The following is a 24,861-nucleotide window of genomic DNA, read 5'->3' as shown; positions in this document are numbered from 1 at the left end:
GGGAATACACAAACATGAGTTACAACAACATCGCTTTAAAAAGCCAGCTTGATGCTCGTGAGCTTCTAATCCTCGATCAGGAAGTCAGAAACCAAGGCAAAAATATGATGGTCGCTTATGTGCTTTGGTTTTTCCTGGGGATATTCGGCGGACACCGTTTCTACATGAAGAAGACCGGATCTGCTGTAGCCCAGCTCGTACTGACCTTGACCGTTGTCGGATACCTCGTAACTTGTATTTGGGTGATCGTCGACGCCTTCCTTCTCCATACAATGGTTAAAGAAGAGAATAAAGAAGTCGAAGATCGCATTCTGCACGCACTCTTGTCACAAAAGCATTTTGAAAATGCGATGAATCGATAGGAGCGGAGTACGCTTTATGCTGAACAGATATGATTTGACACTGAATGAGCTCATGATCTTTAATTCAGAAATGAAATCTGCCGAGAAGTCGGCAGGGATTGCCTATCTTATGCTCCTGGGCGGACATCTGGGGCTGCACCGGTTCTATTTGAAGCGTAAGGGAAGTGCATTCGGCCAGCTTGCTGTATTCGCAGTTGCAATACTGACCTATATATTTTTTGCTGTCGCAGCAGAGCTTGAATCCGATGCCTTTCTCGCTGTATCTATGGTGCTCTTCTTTTTATCCGCACTAGCCTTGTTCATTTGGGTCATTGTCGATCTATTCCTGCTGCCGGGGATGATTCAGGAGTACAATAAAGTTGTAGAACGCAATATATTAGACCAGATCGAGCATCACCGCAGAATGGAGCAGCTCTCAGGCAGAGGCGCTGTCAACCTGAACAAGCCGACTAGCTCTGAATAGAACAAAAAGACCTCCATTCGCATTCGCGTTGAGGTCTTTTTGTTATGCTGTATTTATTTGTATTAAGGCGCCATTTCCAGAAACTTGGAGGTCGGGTTTTTGTCTATCGCCGTCCGCATGGCGTATTCATTCTCGAACAAGGCGACATAATTGCCCTTCTTGTCCTTCACCAGCGTAGAGTTAATCCGGTACTTGGATGGGTCGATATGATCATCCACAATCCAACGTGCGAACTGGAAGGTCATCCGATGCAGCTGAATTTCCACACCATATTCAGCGCGCATCCGGTACTGCATGACTTCGAATTGCAGCTGGCCGACTACACCAAGTATCATCTCATCAAAGCCGCCTGTCGTGTGGAACACCTGGATCGTTCCTTCCTCCGTCAGCTGGTCGATGCCCTTCTGATATTGCTTATGCTTCAAGGCATTCTTGACTGTCACCTTGGCGAACAGCTCCGGCGAGAAGGTCGGGAGCTCGTCAAATACAATGTCGCTGCCCTGCGATAGCGAATCGCCAATCCGGAAGATTCCCGGATCGAACAAACCGATAATATCTCCAGGGAAGGCAGATTCTACAATATCCCGATCCTGAGCAAGAAACTGCTGGGGCTGCGAGAGCTTGATCTCCTTGCCTGCCCGCACATGCCGCACACTCATGCCTCTGTCGAAGCGGCCAGAGCAGATACGAAGGAATGCAATCCGGTCACGGTGAGCCGGATTCATATTCGCTTGTATTTTGAACACATAGCCTGAGAATTTCTCGTCCGTCGGCTCTATCATTCCCGTCGTACTAATGCGGGAAGTCGGTGTAGGAGCCAGCTGAAGGAAGTTCTCCAGGAAGGTCTGTACACCGAAATTGTTGACCGCACTTCCGAAGAAGACCGGAGTCAGCTCGCCGGCACGGACTTTCTCGAAGTCGAATGGATCGCCTGCAACATCGAGCAGCTCCAAATCTTGAATAAGCTGATCGTGCAAGTAATCGCCCGCCATCTCGCGAATGACCGGATCATTATAATCCGACACCGGACGTACGGCAATGGTGGAATGATCGTCTCCCTTGAAGAGCTCGACCTGATTCTTCATCCGGTCATAGACACCGCACAGCTCCCGCCCCATGCCGATTGGCCAATTCATTGGAACAGAACGGATACCGAGCACCCGCTCAATCTCCTCCATCAGATCAAAGGGACTCTGGCCTTCACGATCCAGCTTGTTAATGAACGTAAAGATCGGAATACCGCGCTTGCGGCATACCTGGAACAGCTTTACTGTCTGAGCCTCCACGCCCTTCGCTACGTCGATAAGCATAACGGCGCTATCTGCGGCAGTTAAAGTACGGAATGTATCCTCACTGAAATCCTGGTGACCAGGGGTATCCAGTATATTGACGCGGTGACCTAAGTAGTCAAATTGCATAACCGAGGATGTAACCGAGATACCACGCTGCTTCTCGATTTCCATCCAGTCGCTTGTGGCATGACGGCTTGCTTTCCTTGCCTTGACTGAACCGGCAAGCCGTATGGCCCCTCCGAACAGCAGCAGCTTCTCGGTTAAGGTCGTTTTACCGGCATCCGGGTGCGAGATGATGGCGAACGTGCGCCGTTTCTCGACTTCTTTTTTTATTTCATCGCTTAATGATTGGCTCATGATTGTATCCCTTCGTTATTTACATGCCGCCGATCAGGAGTGCGCGGGCAGGAGCAGCATCAAGGCCTGTCAGCTTCAGCGGTGCAATGACCATGAAGTAGGTTCCGGCTGCCACGTCCTTGAGACGCAAACCTTCGACGATAATAATGTTGTTGCGGAACAGAGTGCGGTGAGTCGGATACTCCGGCTGTGCCCGTTCAATTCCAAGCGCATCGGTTCCTACGCCGCGAATGCCAAGCTCGGTCAAGTAGCGCGCGCCATCTTCTCTGAGGAATACGAATTCAAAATCGAATTCTTCACTGAACGAGCTGCGTGTCTTGAACAATACCCAATCGTTGCGCTGCAGGCCAAGCGGCTCCAGATCCTCGCGGGTTATGTACTCTTTGCAGTGGGTCAGATCCACAACACGCGCATGGCCGACAAGCTGCTCCAGCCCGATTGTCTCGATCGTATCGCCGTCCTTCAGCATATGCAGCGGAGCGTCTACATGCGTGCCGCCATGGACATCAATATCAATCCGCGATTCATAGACGGCTTGCCCATTGTCGTGATTGGACATATTGCGAAAGACAGGCTTCTTCTCTTCTTTATTCTTATAGACCTGCATACCGGACTCAATCGTTGTAGAAATATCATAAATCTTGAACATGAAATTATACCTCCTGAAAAGTTATACGAAGCACGCTTCCGGGCCTGACCAAAATATAGCCGTTTCTACTGCAAAAGTACAGATAGCTCGCCAAAATGCATCCATGGAATATGGATTTGGCGATACTAACTGTACTAGTGCTGTAAGTAAGAGTTGCTGCTATTCAACTTTTTTCGCGCTATTTGGGACTTCCCGAAATCCAGATTACATTATCTTCGTCCTGGCCGTTGACCGGCCACCAGTGGAAGCCGTCGCTCGCCAACAGCTCATCAGTCTTCTCTGGTCCCCAAGATCCCGCCGGGTAGAACTGCAGGCTCTCGCTGCCCTCACGCCATGTCTCGGCAATTCGATCCACGAACGACCATGCCTGCGCTACTTCATCCCAGCGCGTAAAGTAGGTCGATTCGCCGCGTGCGGCATCATAGATAAGACGCTCATACGCTTCAGGTGTATTCAATCCGATCATGCAGCTTTGGCAGAATTCCATCGAGACAGGCTGGACAACATTGTTCTCCCCTGGCTTCTTCGCATTGATCTTGATATAGATGCCTTCCATCGGATTAACCCGAATGACCAGCAGGTTAGGCGACAGGTCGTGACGGCGGGCAAACAGCACATTATCCGGCACATTTTTGAACTCGATGACAACCTCTGTTGTTTTCACTGGAAGCCGCTTGCCTGTCCGAATGTAGAACGGCACGCCTGCCCAACGGAAATTGTCGACAAACACACGCGCTGCAAAATAAGTCTCCGTTGACGATTCGGAATTAACGGATTCTTCCTGTCTATAGCCGGTCAAGGACTTACTCTTCAACGCGCCTTCCGTATATTGCCCACGAATGACATTGCGGTTGATTTCCTCGCTGGTCGTGTAAGGACGCAGAGAGCGCAGCGCTTTTACCTTCTCATCGCGAATATCCTCCGGATGAAGACGGCTTGGCGGCTCCATCGCGATCATCGCCAGCATTTGCAGCATATGGTTCTGAACCATGTCGCGAAGTGCGCCGGACTTGTCATAATAACCGCCGCGTTCCTCAACGCCAACCGTTTCGGATAGTGTAATCTGTACATTCGCGATATGCTTGTTATTCCACAATGGCTCAAAGAACGCATTCGCAAAGCGGATAACTTCAATATTCTGAACCATTTCCTTGCCCAGGTAATGGTCGATACGGAATATCTCTTCTTCCTTGAATACTTGGCTAAGCTGTTCATTCAGCTTCTGAGCCGATTGAAGGTCGTAGCCGAACGGCTTCTCGATAACGAGACGATGCCAGCCTTTGGACCCCAGCAAGCCGCCGTCACGCAGATTGAACGATACTGGACCGAACAGATCAGGCGCCAGTGCCAGATAGAACAACCGATTGCCTGGAATGTTGAACTTGGCATCCAGCTTTTCCGTCAGATTGTTAAGCTCACGGAAGCCGTCTACATTATTAATGTCCAGCGACATATATTCGAAGTGCTCCGCAAATTTGTCCCACAACTGCTTGTCATCCGCTTTATTGCGGCTGAATTCTACGATTGATTCATACAGATCTTCACGGAATTGCTCATTGGTCCGTGGTCTTCTTGCCAGCCCGATAACGGCGAAATCTTCAGCAAGCTTGCCTTCTTTATATAAGCTGAACAGCGCAGGAAAAAGCTTCCGTCGCGCTAGGTCGCCTGTGGCGCCAAATAGATAGTACACAGCACCCGCTGCAGCGATAGAGTCATGTTTGCTCACGTCAGTATTTCCCTCATTCTCTCTTATGTATTTTTATATTTTAATTCGTATGGTCATGTTATGTAGTTTAGCATATTGAGCCAACAGATGCTATTGAGCTTCTTATAAAAAAAACTAATCAAACCGTCAATAATATCTAATCCCCCATACTATAATCCCCTGTAATAAGCGGAACACCTACGATCAGTTCCCTCTTGTCATCTGCTGCTGACGAGCGTTCGGCAATTTGCAGGTTTACTATATGCTCGCCGCTATTGACCCCCGAAAACAGCTCATCGCTATAGTAGGCAATGCTTGTCGTCTGCCCATCCTCATATTCTTCACGCCTTTCCGCCCCGGCCAAGCCGGCAAGCCGTTCCAGAGCCCCCGCTCTAACCGGCTGTCCCCGCAACGAAAAACTTCCTTTAAATTCCAGATCATTCAAAGAAACTGCCGCTTCAACCTCGCTCACTCTCCCGATCAACTGCTCAATCACGGTACCTTTTCTAACATCAAGCAACAAAACAACGTCGGCCACAGCATCTTTTATGGAAGATTTGTTTACATCATTTGCTTGAAGATTCGCCCAAATTGAGAAAACATACCCATCTGGGGCCTCACCGCTTCTTTTTCCTCTGTAAAGATGCTCCTGGCCTTCCTGCTCCAAAGGAATGTCCAATTCAGCAGCAACCTTCTTAACCTCCGAATAGGTCCAACGCCCATCCCATCGAAAGGACCACCTTCCCGCTTGCGCGCCGCCAACAAGCTCTCCATCGCTCCAAGTCCATATTTGCTGCAAATCATGGAGCAGCTCATCTGCTGGCGTCTTTGCCGGAGCCGAGCTCCATTGCCAGATCGTCCAGCTCACGGCAACCACAATGACGAGCAGCGCGGCAGCCATGCTTTTTTTCTCAGAACGTCCCGTCCCAGACCTTCCCGGTTTGACAGCAGTCATCCATTGCCTCCTTCATCGTAATAAGTTAATTTAGAGGTTAAATGGGTACATATCTATACGCATACGCCTCTAGGTGAATACGCTGTACTTAGGAAGTTCAGTGGAGGTGTTGATCAACGTAATGGAACAGATATACCCGCTTCATGAGGAGAATATCAATCAATTTTGCGGAATGCCCGTTTGTATTGTTACCACCGATGGTCAAAGGCATGTCGGCATCCTGAGCAGCTGCAACGGCGGACGTGTCTCGCTCAATGCAGGGGCAGAACAGTCACATGGTCATCATTATGGCAGTCAAGGCGCTCTCACCCATTTACAGGCCAAAGCCAAAAACAAGAAACAGCGCGGAAAAACCAAGAAAGCTGTACCGAACCCTGTCCCTGACAACAATACCGTCCAGACACAAGCATGGGGATACCCATATGGTTATGGCTTCTCTCCCTTCGGGGCTGCCTTTGCTATTGATCTGGCGCTCATCGCTTTCCTGTTCCTGCTGATTTAAGCAGCATTGCCTTTGTTTGCGCAGCATCATAATCATTTAAGCAGCCCGAACTATTGCGTAGATGCATCTCGCGAAGTGAGGGCTTTAACCTAGTCTCACCGTGTCCAAGCCCAGCTTGGCCACTATCAACCGCATACAGGATCCAAACGTGCCAGTAGGCTGCTGGCTACCACACACGCTTACTACAGCACATTTGCTACAACACACTTGCTACAACACATCCGACTGGTAGAGAGAGGGAAGCCTGCGTAAGTGCAGGAATTTCGGCTAAAAGAAGCCGTTGAAGGCAGAAAGCCTGCGGTTGTGCAGGAATATAAGCTAAAATTAGTCCACGTAAAGGAAATCCAGCAAAATTCCTGCACTTTAGCAGGCATTCGAATTTCAACACGCCGGAACGAGAAAAAGCATGCATTTTCGCAGCAATGTTGAATGTTTGCGGCTTGTTCTCTCTCAGCGGGTGTAGCTTCTAAAATAAAACAAACCCGCTCTTATGCATTGGCATGGGCGGGTTTGCTCTTGATGTCATATATTGGGATCAGTCTAGTAAAATAACGTTAACTACAGAGCCGCTTGCTGCACCGGATGGTCCGGCTGGCAAGCGGATCAAACCTTCCGCATCCGGGATGGAGGCCATCATGCTGGATTTGTTAAAGGCAAGCGGGTCGGCATACAGCTCCCCTTCGCGGGAAAACAGGCGAGTCCGTACAAAACGTTCATGAGGACTCCCCTTCTCAAAGTTGGAGGCAAGCTTGGCCGTCATCATTCTCGGCGCGCAAGCTTCCGCGGATACGCCCTGCAAACGCAATAGTGCAGGGCGAACGAACAGCTCAAAGCCGACGAAGCAGGCTCCCGGATTTCCTGACAAAGCGAAGAGCAGCTTGCCGTTAATAACAGCCGCTGAAGTCGGACTGCCTGGCCGCATGGCCACTTTATCAAATAACAAATACGGCAATGGATCGGGCTGCTGCGTATTATCTGCGGAGTACGGTGCATGTTCCATAGAATTGGGCTGCTGCGTATTATCTGCAGATTCGGAATACGGTGCATGTTCCATGGAATTGGACTGCTGCGTATTATCTGCAGATTCGGAATACGGTGCATGTTCCATGGAATTGGAATGCTGTGTATTATCTGCATAATCTAGCTGCGATGAATACCCCATAGAATCGGGCTGCCGCAACTTATCAGCAGATTCATTCTGACGAATCCCGCGTATAATAGCGGCCATCACATCAAAATCACCTACCGATACACCGCCTGTCGTGATGATAATATCTGCTTGCTGGAGCGCTGAAGCAAGAGCAGCTTCAACCGCTGCCGGATCATCCGCAAGCCTGCCGAGCAGCAGTGGTTCACCGCCGCTCTGCTCCACCATAGCGGCAATCATACTGCTGTTGCTGTCACGAATACAGCCCGCCTCAAGCGGCGCTCCCACGGGCAGCAGCTCATTGCCCGTCGCCATAATCGCGACGCGCGGGCGTGCAAACACAGGCACATCGGCATAGCCGAATGTGCCAAGCAGAGCTACGTGGCCCGGCCGAATGCGCGTGCCGGGCTCCGCCAATACGCTGCCGCGGCGAAACTCCTCGCCGGCCTGCGCAATGTTCTGGCCGGGCGCGGCGGCGCTTTTCACCCGCACCGCCGGCTCGTCGCCGGCCCCAAGGGCGTCCGCGGTCTGCTCCAGCATCACGACCGCGTCCGCCCCCTCAGGCACCGCCCCGCCTGTCATGATGCGGACGGCTGTGCCCTGCTCCAAGGGCGCGAGGGCGAGCCCGCCCGCCGCGACCGTCCCCACAACGCGCAGCAGCGCCGGGGATTCCGGCGCAGCCAGCGCTGTATCCGCGCTCCGGACGGCATATCCGTCCAGTCCCGAGCGCGGGAAGGGCGGCCAGTCGGTTGTCGCTGTCAGCGACTCCGCAAGCCATCGGCCTCCGGCCTCCCGCAGCGGCACCGTCACACGCCGCCCCGGAACGGCCGCTTCAAGCACGAGATTCAGTGCCTCACCCACTTTAATCGCACGCCGGTTGAATCTTGAAGCTCCTTGCAATTGCTGCACAATAGACCTCCTACTGGCTATTATCGTTATCGCAACGTATCATTTGCGCCTCAGAATGCTATCTTCCGTGAACACCTTCCCTCTCATTGTACCAAAAGTCATCCTCCCGCTCCACACCAGCACTTCGGCCTTCTGTTTCCTCCGTCATTTCACTTACTCCATCATTCTGATCATTCACTCACACTTACTCCATCATTCATGCCTCATTCCATTGATCATTCACTCACACTTACTCCATCATTCATACCTCATTCCATTGATCATTCACTCACACTTACTCCATCATTCATACGTCATTCCATTGATCATTCACTCACACTTGCTCCATCATTCAACCGGTGAACTTGTTCCTATTGTCACCCCTATCGTTTGTGCTACAATCAACGAGTAAGTCCGCAGTGGAGGGAGTGACTCGAACTTGTACAGCAGGAATCAGCAAGCCAGGCCAATTGTAGTCCAGATCGTTGGCTACAAGAACAGCGGTAAAACAACACTCGTCACAGAGCTGATACGCCGCTTCAAGCGGGATGGTTATACCATCGGTACGGCCAAACATGACGCGCACGACTTTGCAATAGACACACCCGGCACAGATACGTGGAAGCATCAGCAATCCGGCGCTGATATTACAGCCATTAGCTCGTCAACCCGAAGTGCAGTGCTGATGAGCAGACCAGAGACGCTGGACAGCTTGCTGATGCATATGAAGGATGTCGATCTTGTCCTGGTTGAGGGATTCAAGCAGGAGCCTTATCCTAAGCTTGTCCTGATCCGCACAATAGAGGATATCTCGCTTTTGCAAGATCTTGCCCGAGTTGTTGCCGCTGTCGTCTGGTCCCCACAGATTGCTCAAGCTATACATAGCCACCCAGCTTCCAGCAGCTTCAAGACGCTCGATCTCCACAATCCCGACAGCATCTATCAGTTTCTGCTTGCTAATATAGAAACTAGCCTTCAGCCCTAACATCACTTGCAGCATTAATTCCACCTGGTTCATCGCTGCAAAAACACCTCTATACATACACGAAAGCCGTCTTCGCATCATTGCGAAGACGGCTTTAACTTTAAGCTCATGCCCGTTTATTCAGCCAGCCCATGCTTATGCGCATATATAGCAGCCTGCGTCCGATCATCAACACCCAGCTTGGCAAAAATATTCGTCACATGGAATTTCACTGTCTTAATGCCGATGAACAGCTCATCTGCAATCTCCTGATTGGACATCCCCCGTGACACTCCAAGCAAAACATCCATCTCCCGCTCCGTCAGCTGCTCATGCGGGGGCGCAGCCACCTCGGCCTTCGGCTGTCTGAAACGGTTCATCATCTTGGCTGCGACTTGCGACTCCAGTACAGATTGACCGCGTGATGCTGCCCGAATGGCATCGGCAATCTCGTTTGCGCGTGAAGTCTTCAGCAAGTAGCTGAAAGCTCCTGCTTCAATAACAGGATACATCTTGCTATCGTCCAAATAACTGGTCAGCACAATTACTTTACAATCGGGATACAGCTCAAGCAGTTTGCCGGTCGTCTCAACACCGTCCATGCCCTCCATAACCAAATCCATCAGAACGACATCCGGCCTGTAGGCCTGAGCCAGACGAATGCCCTCCATGCCATTGCTTGCTTCACCGACAACTTCAATGCCGTCCTCCGTGTTCAATACAGCGGCCAATCCGATCCGTACCATCTCATGATCATCTACAAGCAGAACCTTAATAGGCTGATCGACTGATTCCATGCGTTGTATCGCCTCCATCCTGTCCGATATCCCTCCCCTCGTGACTGCCCAGTGGAACCCATATATCAATAATTACACCTTGACCCACTGAAGTAGTAAGCTGCAAAGAGCCGCCCAGAACGTTCACTCGTTCCTCCATAGTCAGCAGGCCGTAAGATGTCTGCTTCTTCGCTTCCAGATCGAAGCCAACACCGTTATCCTGGAACAGCAGACGCGCATGTTGGCCCACCCGCTTCAAATGAATGTCCATCTGCCCGGCCTTGGAATGCCGGAGTGTGTTGGACAGCGCCTCTTGAGCAATACGGAACAAATGATCCTCCGCCTCTGGATCCAGCTTAATATGAGCATCAACATCCAGCATAATGCTCATTGGAACCTTCTGTTTAAGCTCTTCAACCAAGCTTTGCAGCGCCTGTCCCAAATTCTTCCCGTCCAGATGGACAGGGCGCAGATGCAGCAGCAGAGCGCGCATTTCCGATTGGGCTACAGACGCCATTTCCTCAATCAACTGCACCTGCCGCTTCGCTCGTTCCCAATCCTTCTCAAGCGTACGGCTAACGGCCGTGGCCGTCATTGAGATTGCGAACAACTGCTGGCTGACCGCATCGTGGAGCTCTCTTGCAAGCCTTTGACGCTCTTCAATGACGGCGGAGAATCTCACCTTCTCCGTCCATACATCGTTCTCTTCACCGTCAGCCGAGGCCTGCCGCCCGCTCTCACCGGATGGAAGCGTGACACGCTGCTTATTCCGCCGCTGCTGCTCAGTCAGACGCTTGATGGCTGCTTTCAGCTTCATTCCCTGCAAATAACTGTATGCAGTAGCCGCTGCAAGCGAAACCGCTATTACCGTCAAGCCAATTGCCGCTGCTTTGCTCTGCAGCGCGAACAGCTTCACATAGCCAGTTCCCTGCAGTACAAGCACCAGCAGACCAAGTATGACGAGCAGCCACAGAACCGTCTCTGCCGCATTTCGCCGCTTTACCCCAGCGTTTGGGGCTGCTGGACCTCCTTGTCCGCTCGGATAGCTCTGCAGCGGTGCACGCGAGGAGGCTTCTTTTTGCGGATCCGGCCGATTCCCAGCAGATTGATCCGTAGGCAAGCCGTCAGCCATCGTTGTACGCCCCTCTCTATGTAGCCATAAGTAAATTTCATGGAGAAAAAGCCTGAGGCGGTCGCTTTTGCAAGCACTACCGCCTTTGGCTTATCCGACTCCATACCCTTTGTCTATATTGATCTCTAGATTAGCATTGTTAACCGATTACTCAGCTGATTTGGCAAGCGGTGCGCTTACCGGTGGATTCAGCTTGTTCTTCAATGCTTGCAGCTGCTCCTCGACCTTCAATTGTTTCGAAGGATCAACCAAGTTAGCTGAGATTGCGCCATTGCCGTTGTAGGAGGAGAAAGGAACGCGCATGACTTCGGCTTCCGCTTCCATCTGCATAATTTTCTCTTCCATACGATTGAAGCCGCGCGATGCATTGCCGCTTTCAATGGAATGAACCGTCGTAACTTGAGCCATTTGCTTTTTCGCTTTGGCCATTTGGGCGCGTGCTGCCAGTTCATTGCGCTTGTTGCGCAATTGGTAGAACTCATCCTTCATACCGTGAAGCTGCTGCATCAGCTCTTCAACCTGGACAGCTGCTCCGGCATGCATATCCGTGTATTCCGCCGTTTTTTGGTCGAAGAAAATTTTCTCTTCCAGCAGCTTGCGTGCAAGATCCTCTTGACCTGCGCGGATTGCTGTTTCTGCCTTTGCTTCGCGATCTGCACCACTGCGAACGGCTTCTTCAAGACGCTGCTTCATACGGCGCTCGCTTGCCATTTGCTTGGCTACCGTTAATTCCGCTTGATGGATTTCAGCCTCCATATCGCGCAGATATTGGTTCAACATGACTACCGGATCTTCCATTTTATCTAGCATCTCATGCAAAGATGCCTTCGTCATATCTTTCAGTCGTTTAAAAATACTCATTTTAAAACTCTCCCTTCTCATGTTTGGCTAATTTTGTGCGGAGCTCTTCTATTTCTTTACGCAATGCTTTCTTCTCCAGATCTTCCATCATCGTATCCAGATTAGAGGCAGGTTGATTCTGCTGCCAGTTGTTCGGAGCTAATGGCTGATGAGGACTAGGCGGGGTTGGATATGAACCCCCGAAGCCTTGTCTTGGATTAGGAGGTGTTCCGTAGCCTCCATTATTGTTCCAGCCCCCGTTGAAGCTGCCAGGTCCGTATCCGTAAGGTCCATAGCCGTTATCAAGAGTAGGCTCCTTAGGTACGACAAGTGCAGCAAGAATATAGACCAGAATCATGGCACCACTTGTGAACACCGTCAGGACGATCAGAAGAATCCGCAGTAAAGTCGCATCAACATTCAGCATTTCTGCGACTCCGCCGCATAATCCTGTTAGCTTTTTATCACGACGCGACCGGTACAGTTTCTTCATGACGATTTCCATCCTTCCTGCTGCAATTTACGCTTCAGCTGCTCCAATTCGTTCTCAATGACGGATTGGATCGCTGTGCCTGCATCGATAAGAAACTCTTGTCCTTGCTTGCGCAAGTCGCGCAAGCTCCGTGCTTCCAGCTCCATATCGCTAATGCGATCCTCCAGCCTGCGGAAAATCCCTTCCGGCTGCTGTCCCAGCTGCGAGCCGTTAACACCATTTCCTGCATAACGGGAATTCATTCTTTGCTGCAGACGAAGCGATTCCATACGTGCCGCATAATATTCCCGTTTATCGTACACTGCTTGATATTCGCTCCGCAGCTCACGAAGCTGTTGCTCCAGATCTTGAATATTGCTTTGAGTTTGTTCATACAGTTCACGATAATTATGAGCACGCTCTTCGCTGGAGGCCTTATCATGAAGCGCGATTCTCGCCACATGCTCCTCACCGGCTTTAAGCGCCGTCATAGCCTGCTGCTCCCGTTTATCCTTGAGCTGCTCCGCTTGAAGCCATTGTGCCTTCAGGTGGTTGCCGTGACCGGAATATTGTTGATACAACCGTTCTGCTTGTATGATTTCCTCTCGCGTTGACCAGAGGAACTGATCAATGAGTTTAACGGGATCTTCTGCCTTTTCCAACCGTTCGTTGAGTGTAGCGACTGTAATGTCACGCACTCGCCTTATAATACTCATTGGGAAACCTCCTTTTCCAAATGCTTAATGTCCAACTTCTATGTTTATAAGTATGATTAGGCGCGTCTTGCGCCTTTGAATACCGATACGCCCCAGACGATCAAACCAATTGCCAACAGCAGAGTGATGATTCCGCCCAATTTACCAAGCAGCATTAACGCTCCTACTACAATCAGGATGCTACCGATAATCTTCTTATCGTTCTTCAGACCAAGAACCCCAAGACCGATTAGAATGAATGGCATCAACATGCCGATGATCCAACCCAAGTTAATTCCGATGAAATTGAGTACCACCAAGCCACCCAAAATTACGAGCAAAGCACCTAGCGCTGATTTATTATTCATTGTGTATGTCACCGCCTTTCATATTTGATTTCCATGCTCCACATTACTTCGCTGCGCTTGAAGTATTCATCGCTTGCTTCTGTTATCATTGTAGGTCATTCCCCGGTTATTCAAAACGGACCCGCGGCGGTTTTTGTTCCTAGACCTCGGTCGGGGAAGCAACCCACCCGCAGACTGAACGTGGCAACATTTACAGGTAAACAGCCGTTAGCCGGGTGTGGTACAGTATTCCTGTACAGGAGGTGTATGCGTATTCAATACTTGCGCAGCAGCAGAAAAGCTATCGGGATAACCGTTATCGTGTCAGCAATAATGTTCTCGCTCCTACCGCAGCCTGCATCAGCACAAAATGTAGCGGCATTATCCTCATCCAACGTGAATGAAATCATTGCGATCGGTACAGGCTATATGGGAACACCTTACGAATTCGGTTCAAACCGGAATACGACCAGAACATTTGACTGCTCAGATTTCATTCATTACATCTTCAAGAAGGGTGTCGGAATCACCCTGCCTTCAACATCAGCAACACAAGCAAGATACATTAAAGAGCATTCAGAGGAAAGAAGCTCCTGGCGCAACCTGAAGCGCGGTGATCTGATGTTCTTCATGGATTATCATGGTCTTGATAAAGCTGATTATACTAAATATCCGAAATCACGCCAATCGGTTACGCACGTCGCCATCTACCTTGGCAACGGACGCATGCTTCATACCTTCTCCAAGGAAAGCGGCGGCGTACGAATAGACACAATCGCAAATAAGCACTGGGAATACCGTTTCCTTTTCGGAGGCACTGTACAACTATAAATGTACTCCCCATTCAGTAGACACAACCTGCTGCTGTAAGGGGAGTTTTTTCATGTCAAAATAACAGTATCCGCACCGGAGTTGTGAAGCCGCAAGTGCGCGTACTTTGTAATTCTACATATATGACAGTATTTGTCGTAATTAGATTCTATAATAACGATGAAGGAAACGGAGAGAGGAGTATGGCAGAAATGAAACAATTATCAGGAAAAGTTGCTTTGATCGCTGGAGGAACACGCGGCGCAGGACGAGGCATTGCAATTGAACTGGGCGCTGCCGGAGCAACCGTCTATGTGACCGGACGCACAACACGCGCGGGACGCTCCGAGTACAACCGGCCTGAAACCATTGAGGAAACCGCCGAACTGATCAATCAGGCAGGCGGTACCGGAATCGCAGTGCAGGTCGATCATCTAGATCCGCTTCAGGTTCAGGACTTGATCGCGCGTATCGAGCGCGAGCAAGGACGGCTTGATATTTTGGTCAACGATATTTGGGGCGGCGAATATATGGTGGAATGGAACATACCTGTATGGAAGCATTCATTGGAAGGCGGCATGCGCATGCTGCAGCTGGCTATTGATACTCATATTATTACAAGCCATTATGCGCTCCCCCTGCTGATCCGAGAGCTGAACGGACTGGTTGTGGAGATTACGGATGGAACGGCCGCCTATAATGATGCCAATTATCGTTTGTCGCTGTTCTACGATCTGGCCAAAACATCCGTTATCCGAATGGCAAAATCATTGGCGCATGAACTGGCTCCTTATCAGTGTACGGCGCTGGCGGTTACGCCGGGCTGGCTTCGTTCCGAAATTATGCTGGAGATGTTCGGCGTGACCGAAGAGAATTGGCGGGATGCTCTGACAAGAGAACCGCATTTCGTCATCTCGGAGACACCGCGTTTTATCGGCCGCGGCATTGCCGCTCTGGCGGAGGATCCGCAAGCCGCACGCTGGAACGGACAATCCACTTCAAGCGGCGAGCTTGCGAAAGTATATGGGGTTACTGATCTCGACGGATCAAGTCCCGATGCCTGGCGTTACATCGTCGAGGTGCAGGATGCAGGCAAGCCAGCGGATGCTTCCGGATACCGGTAAGCTGCCGAAAGCGGCAGTCCCTCCCCATAAGAGGAAGAACTGCCGCTTTCAATTACATATCAGTATTTATTATAGACCCTGTACAAGAATACAGCGACTTCGGCCCGTGTTGTCCGGGAAAGAGGATGCAGCTTATCTTTATCTCCTACTATAAGCCCTTCCTTAACCAAGGTTGAGAGGCTGTCCGCCGCATAGCCTGCAATCTCGGATTTGTCGTTGAATGGGGCAAGAATGGAAGCATCGTTAGCCGTCTGCAAGTTTTTGAAGCTCTCCAAGGCGCGTACAGCCAGCACCATCATATCCTGTCTGGAGATCGGATCCCGAGGCTTGAACAGGTTGTCCCCGCTGCCCAAAGCAATATTCAGCTTCTTCGCAATTCCTGCAGCTTCATAATAATAATCGTCCGGCCTTACATCTTTAAAGTTGTCATCCGGTTTCGCTGTCAGCCCCAAGGTCTTCACCAGAAGAAGCAGAAAGTCTGCACGGGTAATGTTTTTCTCCGGCGCGTACAGTCCTTTCCCTATGCCGTCTATAATGCCTTTGGAGGCCATCGCTTCAATGGCTTGCCGCGCCCATTCCGTATTGGCGAGATCCTGGAATGTTTTAAGAACAAATACTACAGCATAATCACTGAAGTGGGTAGTAGCAAATGTCACTGTGCCGTTAGCCGGATCATAACGTCCGCTAGGAATGGCAATCGGATTGCCGCTGCCGTCAATGTACCATATTGCTAGGTGATCCGGTTTTTTGAGTTCTTCTGCTGTCGGTGTATATGGAATGGATACAGTCACAGGTACATCAGGATTGCTCCATTCCATCTTTTCGCCGCCCAGCGTCATATGAAGTTGTACGACCGGCCGGTTTCCGAGCGCAGCCTTGACGTGATCAGACATGCCGGATTTGTCGCCCTGGCTGATGGTGATGCCGATCTCCTTATCCGCCGCTGCAGGAATTCCGGTCAGCATATTGCCCCGAATAGTGATGCTGCCCAAGGCGGTAGTAAATGTCAGCGTACCGACTTCCTGAATGTTGGACAGGGCTGCCGGCGGAATTTGCAGCGTATAAGCATTTACTCCGGAAATATCAGGCATGGCCAGCACGACAGTTCCTTTTTTGCCAAAGATCTTATCCGACAAAGCGCCCAATTCTACGATTGCATGGCTGTTCTCCACGCTGAGCGTCAAGTCGCTGCTCGTTATCCCTTCGCCCGTTATCGAGGCAACAGGTTTAGTCGGCGGGGTGCCAGGAAGGATAACCGGGACATAGACACTCTCAGAGCCAGTTGGAATTACAGCATTAGAAGCTGCCGATTCCAATCCAGCTCCAACGGCATTGACCGCTTTTACTGTAAAGGTGTATGAAGTGCCCGCCGTCAAGCCGTTAATCACCATAGGACTGCCTGAGCCCCTGGCTGTTATCCCTCCAGGCGTCGAGGTCACAATGTACTCAACAATCGGACTGCCTCCGTTATCTGGCGCGTTAAAGCTGACCGTAGCTTTTCCCTCTCCACCAACAGCAGTGACACTTCCGGGAATGCCCGGTACAGTCGCACTCGCTAAAGGTGCTGCACTGACCTCTTGGGACAAAGCGCTGGTTCCGGCAGGCGTTGTCGCCGATACGGCAAAATAATAGGTCTTCCCGTTGGTGAGTCCGTTTGCCTCATAACTGTATACATTCCCGGTCACAGTATGCACGGGAGTCTCATAGATCCCTGAAGTCGTACTGGCGTAGACATTGTAAGCCACTGTTTCGGGAACTGCACTCCAGGTCAAGGTTACTTTGCCGTCACCAGGCACAGCCGACTGTACAACAGGCGAAGGAACAAGACTTGGCGTTGCACTAATCTCTTGCGATAAGTCGCTGGTTCCGCGGGACGTTACCGCCGATACGGCAAAATAATATTTTGTGCCATTGGCGAGCCCGTTTATTTCGTAGCTGTTAACATCTCCGGATACCGTCTGCACAGGAGCTCCATAAGATCCGGGAACCGTACTTGCATAGACATTGTAGCCCACCGCTTCGGGTACTGCGTCCCAGTTCAGGGTCACTTTGCCGTTGCCGGAGACAGCCGATTGAACAACCGGCGGATACACGATAGTCGAGCTGTCCTCCACATAAGCACCAAAGAACTCCAACTCCGAAAGATTTCCAAACCATGAGCTTTTGTTGATGATTTTGATATAGCGGTAATAGGTGTGGTCTGTAACTGTAAGCCCCTGCCAATCGAACATGTTTTTGGTCGGGGAGGAGAGCGTCTTGAAGTTCACGCCATCGTTGGACCCTGCCACATAAGCGCCGATCATCCGGCTGGCCAGTGTGGTCGTCATGCGTGGAACAACCTCAACACTGCTCAATTTCACAGCACCAATGCCAAAGTCAAACAAATAATATACGCCATTGCCATCGCTCGACTCATTTTTGATATCGGCAAACGTATTCGTATTATTGTCAAACAAATACTGTCCAAAGGTGGCCCCCGTATTCTCAGGCCTGTTCGAGGTTAGGGTCGCCTTGTTTAAAATATCATCAATGCGCCTTGAACTGTCCGATACCAATACTGTTGAACCGTCAGTAGTATCATCTACCAATGATCCGTCCCTTTCGAGATAATTACTCTTGGCATCGATATATTTGTAGTTGATGGCAATGGATGCCTTTCTGCTTGCATTCTTTCCTGCGGCTTCAGCACTAAGTGTAACTGCAGCCGTGTAGTGCAGATCGTCAACCTTCGTTACCGCTGCTTCCATTCCGGCAATGCTCGCGCTCAGTTGCGTAAGCGGCTGCTTGGCTGTAATGCTCAGTGTAAGCGTATTGCCCGCAATGGCTTTTTTAACCGGCACCTGCGCGTTGCTGCTTGAACTTAGATGCTGGGTCAACGCCGGGGCATTGGTGCTGATTGATACGCTGGCGATTCTCGTTGGAGTTTCAGTACGGACACCATAGATTCTAAACTCGCCCACACTCAGAATCGTGTTTATTCTCGCATAATAATCGGCAGACTCCAAAGTGGAAACTTTAAAATACCGATAAGCCTTGCCAAGCTGCTGTTCTCTCACTTCTAAAGTCTGCATCAGATTGCTATATGCGGCTTCACCTGTTAACTGAACCCATGTTTCTCCGTCATTAGAGCCAAAAACGATCGCGCCCGAAGTTCGGTCCGGCCAAATATTGCGCGGCTGCATGTCAAATCGGGAAGGCGTTACCTTGAAGTTGGGCCCGAAATCAATTGTAAAACATTTGGCCGACAAATCGCCGCTAAAGGAAACGGAATTATTATCTACCAAGTAGGCTTCAAATCCGGTTTGCAAGGACGATTTAATCGAGCTTCGGGTAAAGTCCAGACTTCCATCGCTTAGCTTCGGATTCAGCAGCTTCAATGCGGCTACAGCTCGCGTCAGTTCATCCAGCGCGGAATAGAACTCATTGTCCGATGCCGTATTGACTATGCTTATAACCTCATTATATATGTCTTCATATTGCTCCAGTGACATCGATTCATACTCGGTATCCTTGTCATAAGCAGACACTACATTCGCAATAGCTGCCTGACGGTCCGCAGCTACATGGATCGCCACGCGGATCGTTGAAACCGCCTGACCATCGGAAGCAACAACCAGGCACTGATAGGAGCCTGCTTGCTCACTAGTTGGCGTCCAGGCCAATACTCCGGTAGCAGGATCAAGCGTCGCGCCAGGCAATGCATCCCCTTGCAGCGTGTAGGATACAACATGCGAGCTGTTACTGTCGGTAGCAGAGAAATCGTAATTAAGCGTACTGTTGGCAAACAAGGATAGATTCATGCTTTTGCCCGTGATGTTCTTGAACACAGGCGGTGTCAGGGAATTGTCGGCTTTGATGTCCATATAATCGATATCAACCTTCGTGCCATTCCCAACTACATTAAAGTAAGCCATAAACGTCAGCGACGAGAATTGACCGTACGAAACCGAGCTTTGACCCATATTAAAGGAAACAAATTTCCATTCATTCCTAGTGTCTGGCAATTCAAGCGTTTGGAATGGAACAGAATCCTTTTCTCTCTTCAGTTCAAGCTTGGCCCGGCCGTTGGTACGGATTTTGAAAGCCACATTCGCAGTATTGTTGCGGTTAATAAACATCAGCTGATACGCTGCAAACAAGGTCTGGTTGTTGCTCGCTGTCGTGCTGATGTAGCTTACATCGCCTTCAGTCTTCGTGCTAATATTGGCTGAGCTGTCCACAATCTGGTTCGAACCGTCAATGATGCTGTAAGCATCCTCCAGTTGTGTAAGGTACCTGCTCTCAGGCAAGATGTTTGGCTTTACCGCTCTGGATATGGAGTCAGCCGGTTCATCGGCCACTTCTTTCGGAATGAAGAACCACCAATCATATGCCCATTGCTCCAACTTGTATACATCCGTATTGGCACCATCACCTGCAAAATAACTGATCGGCGCCGGGCGGCTCTTGAATGCTTTTACGAAATAAGGAGCTTTCGCTTCCAATTCCGCTTCTGAATAGCCCAGTTTGTAGCGGTATACATAATACAGATCCCAGCCTCCCAATATTTGCATCCGGCCTTTATATTCATCCGAAACAATGGGATAAATTCTTTCTTTTGCGAGTTCCGTTGCTGCTCCGGTTTTAACCGGCGTCCACTCCACGTCGTATCCTTGCGAGAACTTCATGAAATAGTCGGAACCCGCCAAAATTCTGTCATTCAAAAAGCTGTAAATGGAAACTCCTGTTTCGCTGAAAGTTCCTTTCACAGGATCTACTTTGGTTCCTTGAGCATCCAACATTCTGGCAAGCACAGCCAGGTTCGTCACATCTCCATCGCCGTGGGCAAGGTCTCTGCCCATTTCGACATGCTGGACGCGAGGGGTTACGGGTTCACCGGTTTCATCATTGTGCGTCATTTCCCGGAACAGCCAATAGATTGAACCCGTGTATAATTTATCTGGAGCAGAATCGTTTACAGTTAACCATTCAACCACCTTATCGTAATTTCCCTTATCATTCTTAAAAATATTGGCGGCAATAGAACCATACAACGGGTAATTATGCTGATTCATGAACTTGTCGTTATAATCCAAAAATGTTTTTACAGTTGGATCAATGACATTTCGGGTGAATTTCTCCGTATCCTCATCCGTCCATCTCAACTCTTCCGATGAGCTGGTATATCGGAGAATTTCCGCAGCCATTACCATATAATAGAGAGGAATCCCTCCTTTAATATGCGAATCCGTATAATACTTATATTTAGCGGGGTCCATCTGCTGCCATATTCGAATGATTCTCAATGCGTTGGAACGATAGACTTCCTCTCCGGTAATGTAAAATAACATTGCCTGCGTATATGCCCGCTTGCCGTCTTGCTCCATCATGGCAGCTACGTTAGAGGCATTATAAGCGTCATTACGAATTGTCACTCCATCAAGCGAATTGTTGGCCGCAAAAGCTTTATTCGCATAAGTTGATGCAAGCATGGCTACATAATTGCTGTACCAAGGCTCCTGTTTATTATTGATTTGCGTCCGCAGATTCTCCATTACCTCTTTGGTCACGCCAATGCCTGGATGGATAAAACCTTCCTCGCTGATTTCCGCTAGAACTTTAACCTCTTGTTTCAGACCGCTCACGGCAGCTTTTAATGCTGCTGTCAGCGTATCCAATTCATCCTGGGCAACATTGCCGCTGTCCAGCCTAGCAAGGGCTTCTTGCCCGTCTGCCAATGCGCGCTCAAGCGCTTGCCACGTTTCATCGGAATAGTTGGCTTGTCCTTTATTGACAATGCTCTCGGCGACCGCAACCTGATCCTGCAGATCATTCGGATACAAAATGCCTGCCTGCCGCAGTTTTCCATAAAGCTTGATCTCCGCCATATTCAAAAACCATGCAGAGTTATTTGTTATTTTCAAATAGCGATACGATGTTTTGTCTGTAAAGGTAAGTGTTTGCCAATCGGCGCTGTTCAGGGCGTTGCCGCTGATTGTGCTCCAGGTCGAACCGTCAATGGAGCCTTGAAGATAGGTGCCAGCGAGACGGGCTCCCCAGCTCTCCCTGGCCAATATGTAAGCCCGATCGAGAGCAATTGCACTGCCTTCGCCCATATCAATGACCAGATAAGTGCCAGAGCCGTTTGAATTTGGTCCTGCCCAGTCCGAGTAGGTGCTGACGCTCTTATCCATTATTTTGTTGGCAAAGCTTAGTCCGTTCACCGAGTTGGTTGTACCATATTCAACATAAATGTTGCCGCCAGCGTCTTTGGCCGGAATGCCAAACGCTTTGGCTTGTGATAATACATCAATGTGATCGGAAGTTTCCGTAATGGTGACTGCACTACCATCCGTTGTAGCGGTTACCGGTTTTCCATAGTTCCCGCCGGGATCCGTATAAGTAATGGCAAAGGAAGCAACTCCCGGGAATTCATACGGACCAATGGTATAGCTTGCAGTCCAGTTTGTATGATCTATGCTTGTCGCATCATAAGATTTGCCCCTTACATGCACCTTTACATTCGAAAGCGGGGCAGTAGAAGTGAAATTCAAAGTTACGGTATCACCTGAAACCGCTTTTGTGGAAACTTCGTTTCCCGAAGCTATGGAAACGCTATCAATCAAACTCGTGAGCTGCTCTCTTATCCCATTAATTCTTAACTCACCGATATTGAAAATATTGCTGTTTCCGTCTGCCATGATTTTCAGGTAACGGTATGGAACAGATTGATAGGCCGTCGCAACAGACAGGGTTTGCATGTCCGGACTGTTCACAGCCTTGGAGGTTGTTATTTCCGTCCAGACAGTCCCCTCCATAGATGCCATTACTCGTCCGTTATAAATGCGGCTGCCCCAGCTTGTCCGTGCCTGCATTCTAACTTCGCTCACCTTCACGCCATTACCTTCGCCAAAATCCAGTATAAAATACTTTCCAGTCGTTGATTCTCTAAAGTCACCGGGATGTGTACCAGGATCACCGTCAGTCAAAGTTGCCAAATTGGCAGCCGTGACAGTTGTGCCGGGATAAACGGCCAGAGCGGGAAAATCCAACGTACCATCCGAAGGGGCAGTTGCCGCCATTGCCGCCATGGGCAGACATGATAACAGCATTGCCACGGTCAGAATAATAGCTACCCATCGGCGAAGCCAATGGCTGTTCGTTGTTCTTTTGTAATGTTTCATTCATGTTAGCTCCTTTTATCAAAAGATACAAAGAAAAGAGATGTGCTTGGAATCCTACCTCCTGTACAGGTTTTTGTTACCGCTTTCATGAATGATTATAGCTTACATCTATATCCGTTTTTTTAAGCTCTATCCGCACTTTTTTAAGACAAAGTGAAGTTCGGCTATTTGGGCTAACGCAAAAGGAAATCCTTGTGAATCATTGATTCCAGTTTTCTAACCAACCCGATCTTATCAAAAAAGGACGGAGCTTATCCGTCCTTTTTTGACACCATGCTGTGTCTTATAGCTGTTATCTCTCCACGACACCCAATACGTATGCACATCTGGAGTAGAACTCCAATATATCGTCCACGCAGCAATAAACAAGTGTGTAAAAACAAAATAAAAAGTTCATCAGGATTCACCCGATGAACTTTAGATGTTAATGTTGGTGCCGGTGAGAGGACTCGAACCTCCACGGTTTCCCTCACGATTTTGAGTCGCGCGCGTCTGCCATTCCGCCACACCGGCTAATATGATGGCGTGCCCTAAGAGATTCGAACTCCTGACCTTTTGATTCGTAGTCAAACGCTCTATCCAGCTGAGCTAAGGGCACAATTGTTTGAGTTGTGGAGGCGCCACCCAGATTCGAACTGGGGGTAAAGCTTTTGCAGAGCTCTGCCTTACCACTTGGCTATGGCGCCAAATAAAAAAAGTGGAGCGGAAGACGGGAATCGAACCCGCGACCCTCGCCTTGGCAAGGCGATGCTCTACCGCTGAGCCACTTCCGCATATAATGGCTGGGGATCTAGGATTCGAACCTAGGGAATGACGGAGTCAAAGTCCGTTGCCTTACCGCTTGGCTAATCCCCAATCTGTTTGCTTATAAAAATAATGGGGCGGACGAGGGGAATTGAACCCCCGAATGTCGGATCCACAAACCGATGCGTTAACCACTTCGCCACGACCGCCGTACAAACCTCTTGGCAGGGGCAGCAGGAATTGAACCCACACTAACGGTTTTGGAGACCGCTGTTCTACCTTTAAACTATGCCCCTAAAAATAAAAAAAAATAAAACTGGTGGAGGATGATGGATTCGAACCACCGAACTCGTCAGAGAACAGATTTACAGTCTGCTGCGTTTGGCCACTTCGCTAATCCTCCATGAATGGTGCCGTCGAGAGGACTTGAACCCCCAACCTACTGATTACAAGTCAGTTGCTCTACCAATTGAGCTACAACGGCATGGATACTACTGTTATTCAGTTTTAATAATGGTGGCTCGGGACGGAATCGAACCGCCGACACGAGGATTTTCAGTCCTCTGCTCTACCGACTGAGCTACCGAGCCATTTGTTGAAAATGGCGGAGCTGACGGGATTCGAACCCGCGGTCTCCTGCGTGACAGGCAGGCATGTTGGGCCACTACACCACAGCTCCAGATCATGGTTGTCGGATTACTCCGAAGGTAAAGTTGGTTGCGGGGGCAGGATTTGAACCTGCGGCCTTCGGGTTATGAGCCCGACGAGCTACCGGGCTGCTCCACCCCGCGTCATTAGAAGTACTGCTAATTGAATTATGGTGGAGGCTGACGGGATCGAACCGCCGACCCTCTGCTTGTAAGGCAGATGCTCTCCCAGCTGAGCTAAGCCTCCGTGCCAAGCGACTTTTATATCATACCATACATTCAGTAGTGATTGCAAGTCTTTTTTTTGATATTTTTTGGTGACCCGTAGGGGATTCGAACCCCTGTTACCTCCGTGAAAGGGAGGTGTCTTAACCCCTTGACCAACGGGCCTCATCTAAATTGTTGTTCCACTTTTTTGTCTAAGAAATAGATCACTCCCAGACATTCAGAGATGCTATGGCGGAGAGAGAGGGATTCGAACCCTCGAGACGCGGTTAACGCCTACACGATTTCCAATCGTGCTCCTTCGACCACTCGGACACCTCTCCAGATGGCTCCCCGAACAGGACTCGAACCTGTGACAACTCGATTAACAGTCGAGTGCTCTACCAACTGAGCTATCAGGGAACGATACGGGTAATTACACCCTGAAAACTGGATACGAAAGGTTTGCGTAAATAATAGCTGGTTTATATCCAAGTAGGATAAGCCCTCGACCGATTAGTATTCGTCAGCTGCATGCATTGCTGCACTTCCACCCCGAACCTATCAACCTGGTCGTCTACCAGGGGTCTTACGAATTGGGAAATCTCATCTTGAGGGGGGCT

General features: G+C 49.8%; 18 protein-coding genes, 16 tRNA genes and 1 rRNA gene. 6 read left to right on the top strand and 29 right to left on the bottom strand.

The window, feature by feature from the left end:
• Window positions 1-14 precede the first annotated feature (14 nt).
• Together K0T92_RS17560 and K0T92_RS17555 are read left to right on the top strand one after the other, a co-directional pair.
• A complete protein-coding gene (locus K0T92_RS17560) occupies window positions 15-362 on the top strand; it encodes a TM2 domain-containing protein (protein WP_219873779.1) in 348 nt (115 codons plus the stop codon).
• A gap of 16 nt (window positions 363-378) precedes the next feature.
• The gene (locus K0T92_RS17555; protein ID WP_219873778.1) at window positions 379-825 is read left to right on the top strand and encodes an NINE protein; all 447 of its coding nucleotides are present in this window, start codon (window positions 379-381) and stop codon (window positions 823-825) included.
• Between the two features lie 62 nt (window positions 826-887).
• On the opposite strand, the gene K0T92_RS17550 is transcribed toward K0T92_RS17555, so the two are convergent.
• The 4 genes from K0T92_RS17550 to K0T92_RS17535 form a co-directional block, all read right to left on the bottom strand.
• Window positions 888-2,474: a peptide chain release factor 3 gene (locus tag K0T92_RS17550; protein ID WP_219873777.1), complete on the bottom strand. Its 1,587-nt coding sequence runs from the start codon at window positions 2,472-2,474 to the stop codon at window positions 888-890.
• 19 nt (window positions 2,475-2,493) lie between these two features.
• Window positions 2,494-3,123: a cyclase family protein gene (locus K0T92_RS17545; RefSeq protein WP_219873776.1), complete on the bottom strand. Its 630-nt coding sequence runs from the start codon at window positions 3,121-3,123 to the stop codon at window positions 2,494-2,496.
• Window positions 3,124-3,301: 178 nt separating this feature from the next.
• On the bottom strand, window positions 3,302-4,849 hold the full coding sequence (zwf, locus tag K0T92_RS17540; RefSeq protein WP_219873775.1) for a glucose-6-phosphate dehydrogenase: 1,548 nt from the start codon (window positions 4,847-4,849) through the stop codon (window positions 3,302-3,304).
• A 136-nt stretch (window positions 4,850-4,985) separates the two neighbouring features.
• Entirely contained in the window at window positions 4,986-5,783 is a 798-nt protein-coding gene (locus K0T92_RS17535; protein ID WP_219873774.1) for a YwmB family TATA-box binding protein, read from the bottom strand.
• A gap of 106 nt (window positions 5,784-5,889) precedes the next feature.
• Between K0T92_RS17535 and K0T92_RS17530 the strand changes: the two genes are divergently transcribed.
• Window positions 5,890-6,285, top strand: a complete 396-nt coding sequence (locus K0T92_RS17530) for a hypothetical protein (RefSeq protein WP_219873773.1) — start codon at window positions 5,890-5,892, stop codon at window positions 6,283-6,285.
• Window positions 6,286-6,820: 535 nt separating this feature from the next.
• Here K0T92_RS17530 and K0T92_RS25105 read toward each other — a convergent pair.
• The gene (locus tag K0T92_RS25105) at window positions 6,821-8,341 is read right to left on the bottom strand and encodes a molybdopterin molybdotransferase MoeA (protein ID WP_343223733.1); all 1,521 of its coding nucleotides are present in this window, start codon (window positions 8,339-8,341) and stop codon (window positions 6,821-6,823) included.
• 418 nt (window positions 8,342-8,759) lie between these two features.
• Here K0T92_RS25105 and mobB point away from each other — a divergent pair, with 418 nt between their 5' ends.
• Window positions 8,760-9,305 (top strand): molybdopterin-guanine dinucleotide biosynthesis protein B, encoded by a 546-nt coding sequence (gene mobB / locus K0T92_RS17515; RefSeq protein ID WP_219873772.1) that lies wholly within the window; start codon window positions 8,760-8,762, stop codon window positions 9,303-9,305.
• A 116-nt stretch (window positions 9,306-9,421) separates the two neighbouring features.
• Here the strand turns inward: mobB and K0T92_RS17510 are convergent, their stop codons facing one another.
• The 6 genes from K0T92_RS17510 to K0T92_RS17485 form a co-directional block, all read right to left on the bottom strand.
• Complete coding sequence (locus tag K0T92_RS17510) at window positions 9,422-10,081, bottom strand: response regulator transcription factor (protein ID WP_246628243.1); 660 nt, start codon at window positions 10,079-10,081, stop codon at window positions 9,422-9,424.
• On the bottom strand, window positions 10,056-11,192 hold the full coding sequence (locus K0T92_RS17505) for a sensor histidine kinase (RefSeq protein ID WP_219873770.1): 1,137 nt from the start codon (window positions 11,190-11,192) through the stop codon (window positions 10,056-10,058). The genes K0T92_RS17510 and K0T92_RS17505 overlap by 26 nt, the downstream gene beginning before the upstream one ends.
• Window positions 11,193-11,339: 147 nt before the next feature.
• Window positions 11,340-12,053 carry a PspA/IM30 family protein gene (locus K0T92_RS17500; RefSeq protein WP_219873769.1) on the bottom strand — a complete coding sequence of 238 codons (714 nt, stop codon included), beginning with the start codon at window positions 12,051-12,053 and terminating at the stop codon, window positions 11,340-11,342.
• Between the two features lies 1 nt (window position 12,054).
• Window positions 12,055-12,525 carry a PspC domain-containing protein gene (locus tag K0T92_RS17495; RefSeq protein WP_219873768.1) on the bottom strand — a complete coding sequence of 157 codons (471 nt, stop codon included), beginning with the start codon at window positions 12,523-12,525 and terminating at the stop codon, window positions 12,055-12,057.
• Window positions 12,522-13,220: a PspA/IM30 family protein gene (locus K0T92_RS17490; protein ID WP_219873767.1), complete on the bottom strand. Its 699-nt coding sequence runs from the start codon at window positions 13,218-13,220 to the stop codon at window positions 12,522-12,524. The genes K0T92_RS17495 and K0T92_RS17490 overlap by 4 nt, the downstream gene beginning before the upstream one ends.
• A 56-nt stretch (window positions 13,221-13,276) precedes the next feature.
• Window positions 13,277-13,567, bottom strand: coding sequence for a LiaF transmembrane domain-containing protein (locus K0T92_RS17485; RefSeq protein WP_219873766.1), 291 nt, complete (start codon window positions 13,565-13,567; stop codon window positions 13,277-13,279).
• A gap of 246 nt (window positions 13,568-13,813) precedes the next feature.
• Here K0T92_RS17485 and K0T92_RS17480 point away from each other — a divergent pair, with 246 nt between their 5' ends.
• Window positions 13,814-14,377: a C40 family peptidase gene (locus tag K0T92_RS17480; protein ID WP_246628242.1), complete on the top strand. Its 564-nt coding sequence runs from the start codon at window positions 13,814-13,816 to the stop codon at window positions 14,375-14,377.
• A 191-nt stretch (window positions 14,378-14,568) separates the two neighbouring features.
• Window positions 14,569-15,480, top strand: a complete 912-nt coding sequence (locus tag K0T92_RS17475) for an SDR family oxidoreductase (RefSeq protein ID WP_219873765.1) — start codon at window positions 14,569-14,571, stop codon at window positions 15,478-15,480.
• Window positions 15,481-15,539: 59 nt separating this feature from the next.
• On the opposite strand, the gene K0T92_RS17470 is transcribed toward K0T92_RS17475, so the two are convergent.
• From K0T92_RS17470 to K0T92_RS17385, 18 genes are all read right to left on the bottom strand, one after another.
• The gene (locus K0T92_RS17470; RefSeq protein ID WP_219873764.1) at window positions 15,540-22,643 is read right to left on the bottom strand and encodes an S-layer homology domain-containing protein; all 7,104 of its coding nucleotides are present in this window, start codon (window positions 22,641-22,643) and stop codon (window positions 15,540-15,542) included.
• A gap of 431 nt (window positions 22,644-23,074) precedes the next feature.
• Window positions 23,075-23,156, bottom strand: a tRNA-Leu gene (locus K0T92_RS17465).
• Window positions 23,157-23,164: 8 nt separating this feature from the next.
• Window positions 23,165-23,241 (bottom strand) — tRNA-Arg (locus tag K0T92_RS17460).
• A gap of 14 nt (window positions 23,242-23,255) precedes the next feature.
• Window positions 23,256-23,329: transfer RNA gene (locus K0T92_RS17455), tRNA-Cys, on the bottom strand.
• A gap of 12 nt (window positions 23,330-23,341) precedes the next feature.
• Window positions 23,342-23,416, bottom strand: a tRNA-Gly gene (locus K0T92_RS17450).
• Between the two features lie 6 nt (window positions 23,417-23,422).
• Window positions 23,423-23,498 (bottom strand) — tRNA-Gln (locus K0T92_RS17445).
• Window positions 23,499-23,520: 22 nt separating this feature from the next.
• Window positions 23,521-23,596: transfer RNA gene (locus K0T92_RS17440), tRNA-His, on the bottom strand.
• Between the two features lie 13 nt (window positions 23,597-23,609).
• Window positions 23,610-23,683, bottom strand: a tRNA-Trp gene (locus K0T92_RS17435).
• Window positions 23,684-23,704: 21 nt separating this feature from the next.
• A tRNA-Tyr gene (locus tag K0T92_RS17430) sits at window positions 23,705-23,790 on the bottom strand.
• Window positions 23,791-23,795: 5 nt separating this feature from the next.
• Window positions 23,796-23,871: transfer RNA gene (locus K0T92_RS17425), tRNA-Thr, on the bottom strand.
• Between the two features lie 30 nt (window positions 23,872-23,901).
• Window positions 23,902-23,977 (bottom strand) — tRNA-Phe (locus K0T92_RS17420).
• Window positions 23,978-23,989: 12 nt separating this feature from the next.
• Window positions 23,990-24,066 (bottom strand) — tRNA-Asp (locus K0T92_RS17415).
• A 35-nt stretch (window positions 24,067-24,101) separates the two neighbouring features.
• Window positions 24,102-24,178, bottom strand: a tRNA-Met gene (locus K0T92_RS17410).
• Window positions 24,179-24,205: 27 nt separating this feature from the next.
• Window positions 24,206-24,281: transfer RNA gene (locus tag K0T92_RS17405), tRNA-Val, on the bottom strand.
• 68 nt (window positions 24,282-24,349) lie between these two features.
• Window positions 24,350-24,424 (bottom strand) — tRNA-Glu (locus K0T92_RS17400).
• Window positions 24,425-24,491: 67 nt separating this feature from the next.
• Window positions 24,492-24,582 (bottom strand) — tRNA-Ser (locus tag K0T92_RS17395).
• A 3-nt stretch (window positions 24,583-24,585) separates the two neighbouring features.
• A tRNA-Asn gene (locus tag K0T92_RS17390) sits at window positions 24,586-24,661 on the bottom strand.
• A 73-nt stretch (window positions 24,662-24,734) separates the two neighbouring features.
• Window positions 24,735-24,861: ribosomal RNA gene (locus K0T92_RS17385) — 23S ribosomal RNA — on the bottom strand; the annotation flags it as partial.

Source organism: Paenibacillus oenotherae (assembly GCF_019443105.1).
Lineage (GTDB): Bacteria > Bacillota > Bacilli > Paenibacillales > Paenibacillaceae > Paenibacillus_Z > Paenibacillus_Z oenotherae.
Note: the sequence above shows the minus strand (reverse complement) of the source record. Positions and strands in the feature narration are given on the sequence as shown.

Excerpts from the sequence above, each read along its gene's own strand:
- K0T92_RS17475 (WP_219873765.1), top strand. The coding sequence starts at position 14,569 with ATGAAACAATTATCAGGAAAAGTTGCTTTGATCGCTGGAGGAACACGC.
- K0T92_RS17550 (WP_219873777.1), bottom strand. The coding sequence starts at position 2,474 with ATGAGCCAATCATTAAGCGATGAAATAAAAAAAGAAGTCGAGAAACGG.
- K0T92_RS17510 (WP_246628243.1), bottom strand. The coding sequence starts at position 10,081 with ATGGAATCAGTCGATCAGCCTATTAAGGTTCTGCTTGTAGATGATCAT.
- K0T92_RS17490 (WP_219873767.1), bottom strand. The coding sequence starts at position 13,220 with ATGAGTATTATAAGGCGAGTGCGTGACATTACAGTCGCTACACTCAAC.
- K0T92_RS17535 (WP_219873774.1), bottom strand. The coding sequence starts at position 5,783 with ATGACTGCTGTCAAACCGGGAAGGTCTGGGACGGGACGTTCTGAGAAA.
- K0T92_RS17485 (WP_219873766.1), bottom strand. The coding sequence starts at position 13,567 with ATGAATAATAAATCAGCGCTAGGTGCTTTGCTCGTAATTTTGGGTGGC.
- K0T92_RS17470 (WP_219873764.1), bottom strand. The coding sequence starts at position 22,643 with ATGAAACATTACAAAAGAACAACGAACAGCCATTGGCTTCGCCGATGG.
- K0T92_RS17500 (WP_219873769.1), bottom strand. The coding sequence starts at position 12,053 with ATGAGTATTTTTAAACGACTGAAAGATATGACGAAGGCATCTTTGCAT.
- K0T92_RS17495 (WP_219873768.1), bottom strand. The coding sequence starts at position 12,525 with ATGAAGAAACTGTACCGGTCGCGTCGTGATAAAAAGCTAACAGGATTA.
- K0T92_RS17560 (WP_219873779.1), top strand. The coding sequence starts at position 15 with ATGAGTTACAACAACATCGCTTTAAAAAGCCAGCTTGATGCTCGTGAG.
- K0T92_RS17545 (WP_219873776.1), bottom strand. The coding sequence starts at position 3,123 with ATGTTCAAGATTTATGATATTTCTACAACGATTGAGTCCGGTATGCAG.
- K0T92_RS17555 (WP_219873778.1), top strand. The coding sequence starts at position 379 with ATGCTGAACAGATATGATTTGACACTGAATGAGCTCATGATCTTTAAT.
- K0T92_RS17480 (WP_246628242.1), top strand. The coding sequence starts at position 13,814 with ATGCGTATTCAATACTTGCGCAGCAGCAGAAAAGCTATCGGGATAACC.
- K0T92_RS17505 (WP_219873770.1), bottom strand. The coding sequence starts at position 11,192 with ATGGCTGACGGCTTGCCTACGGATCAATCTGCTGGGAATCGGCCGGAT.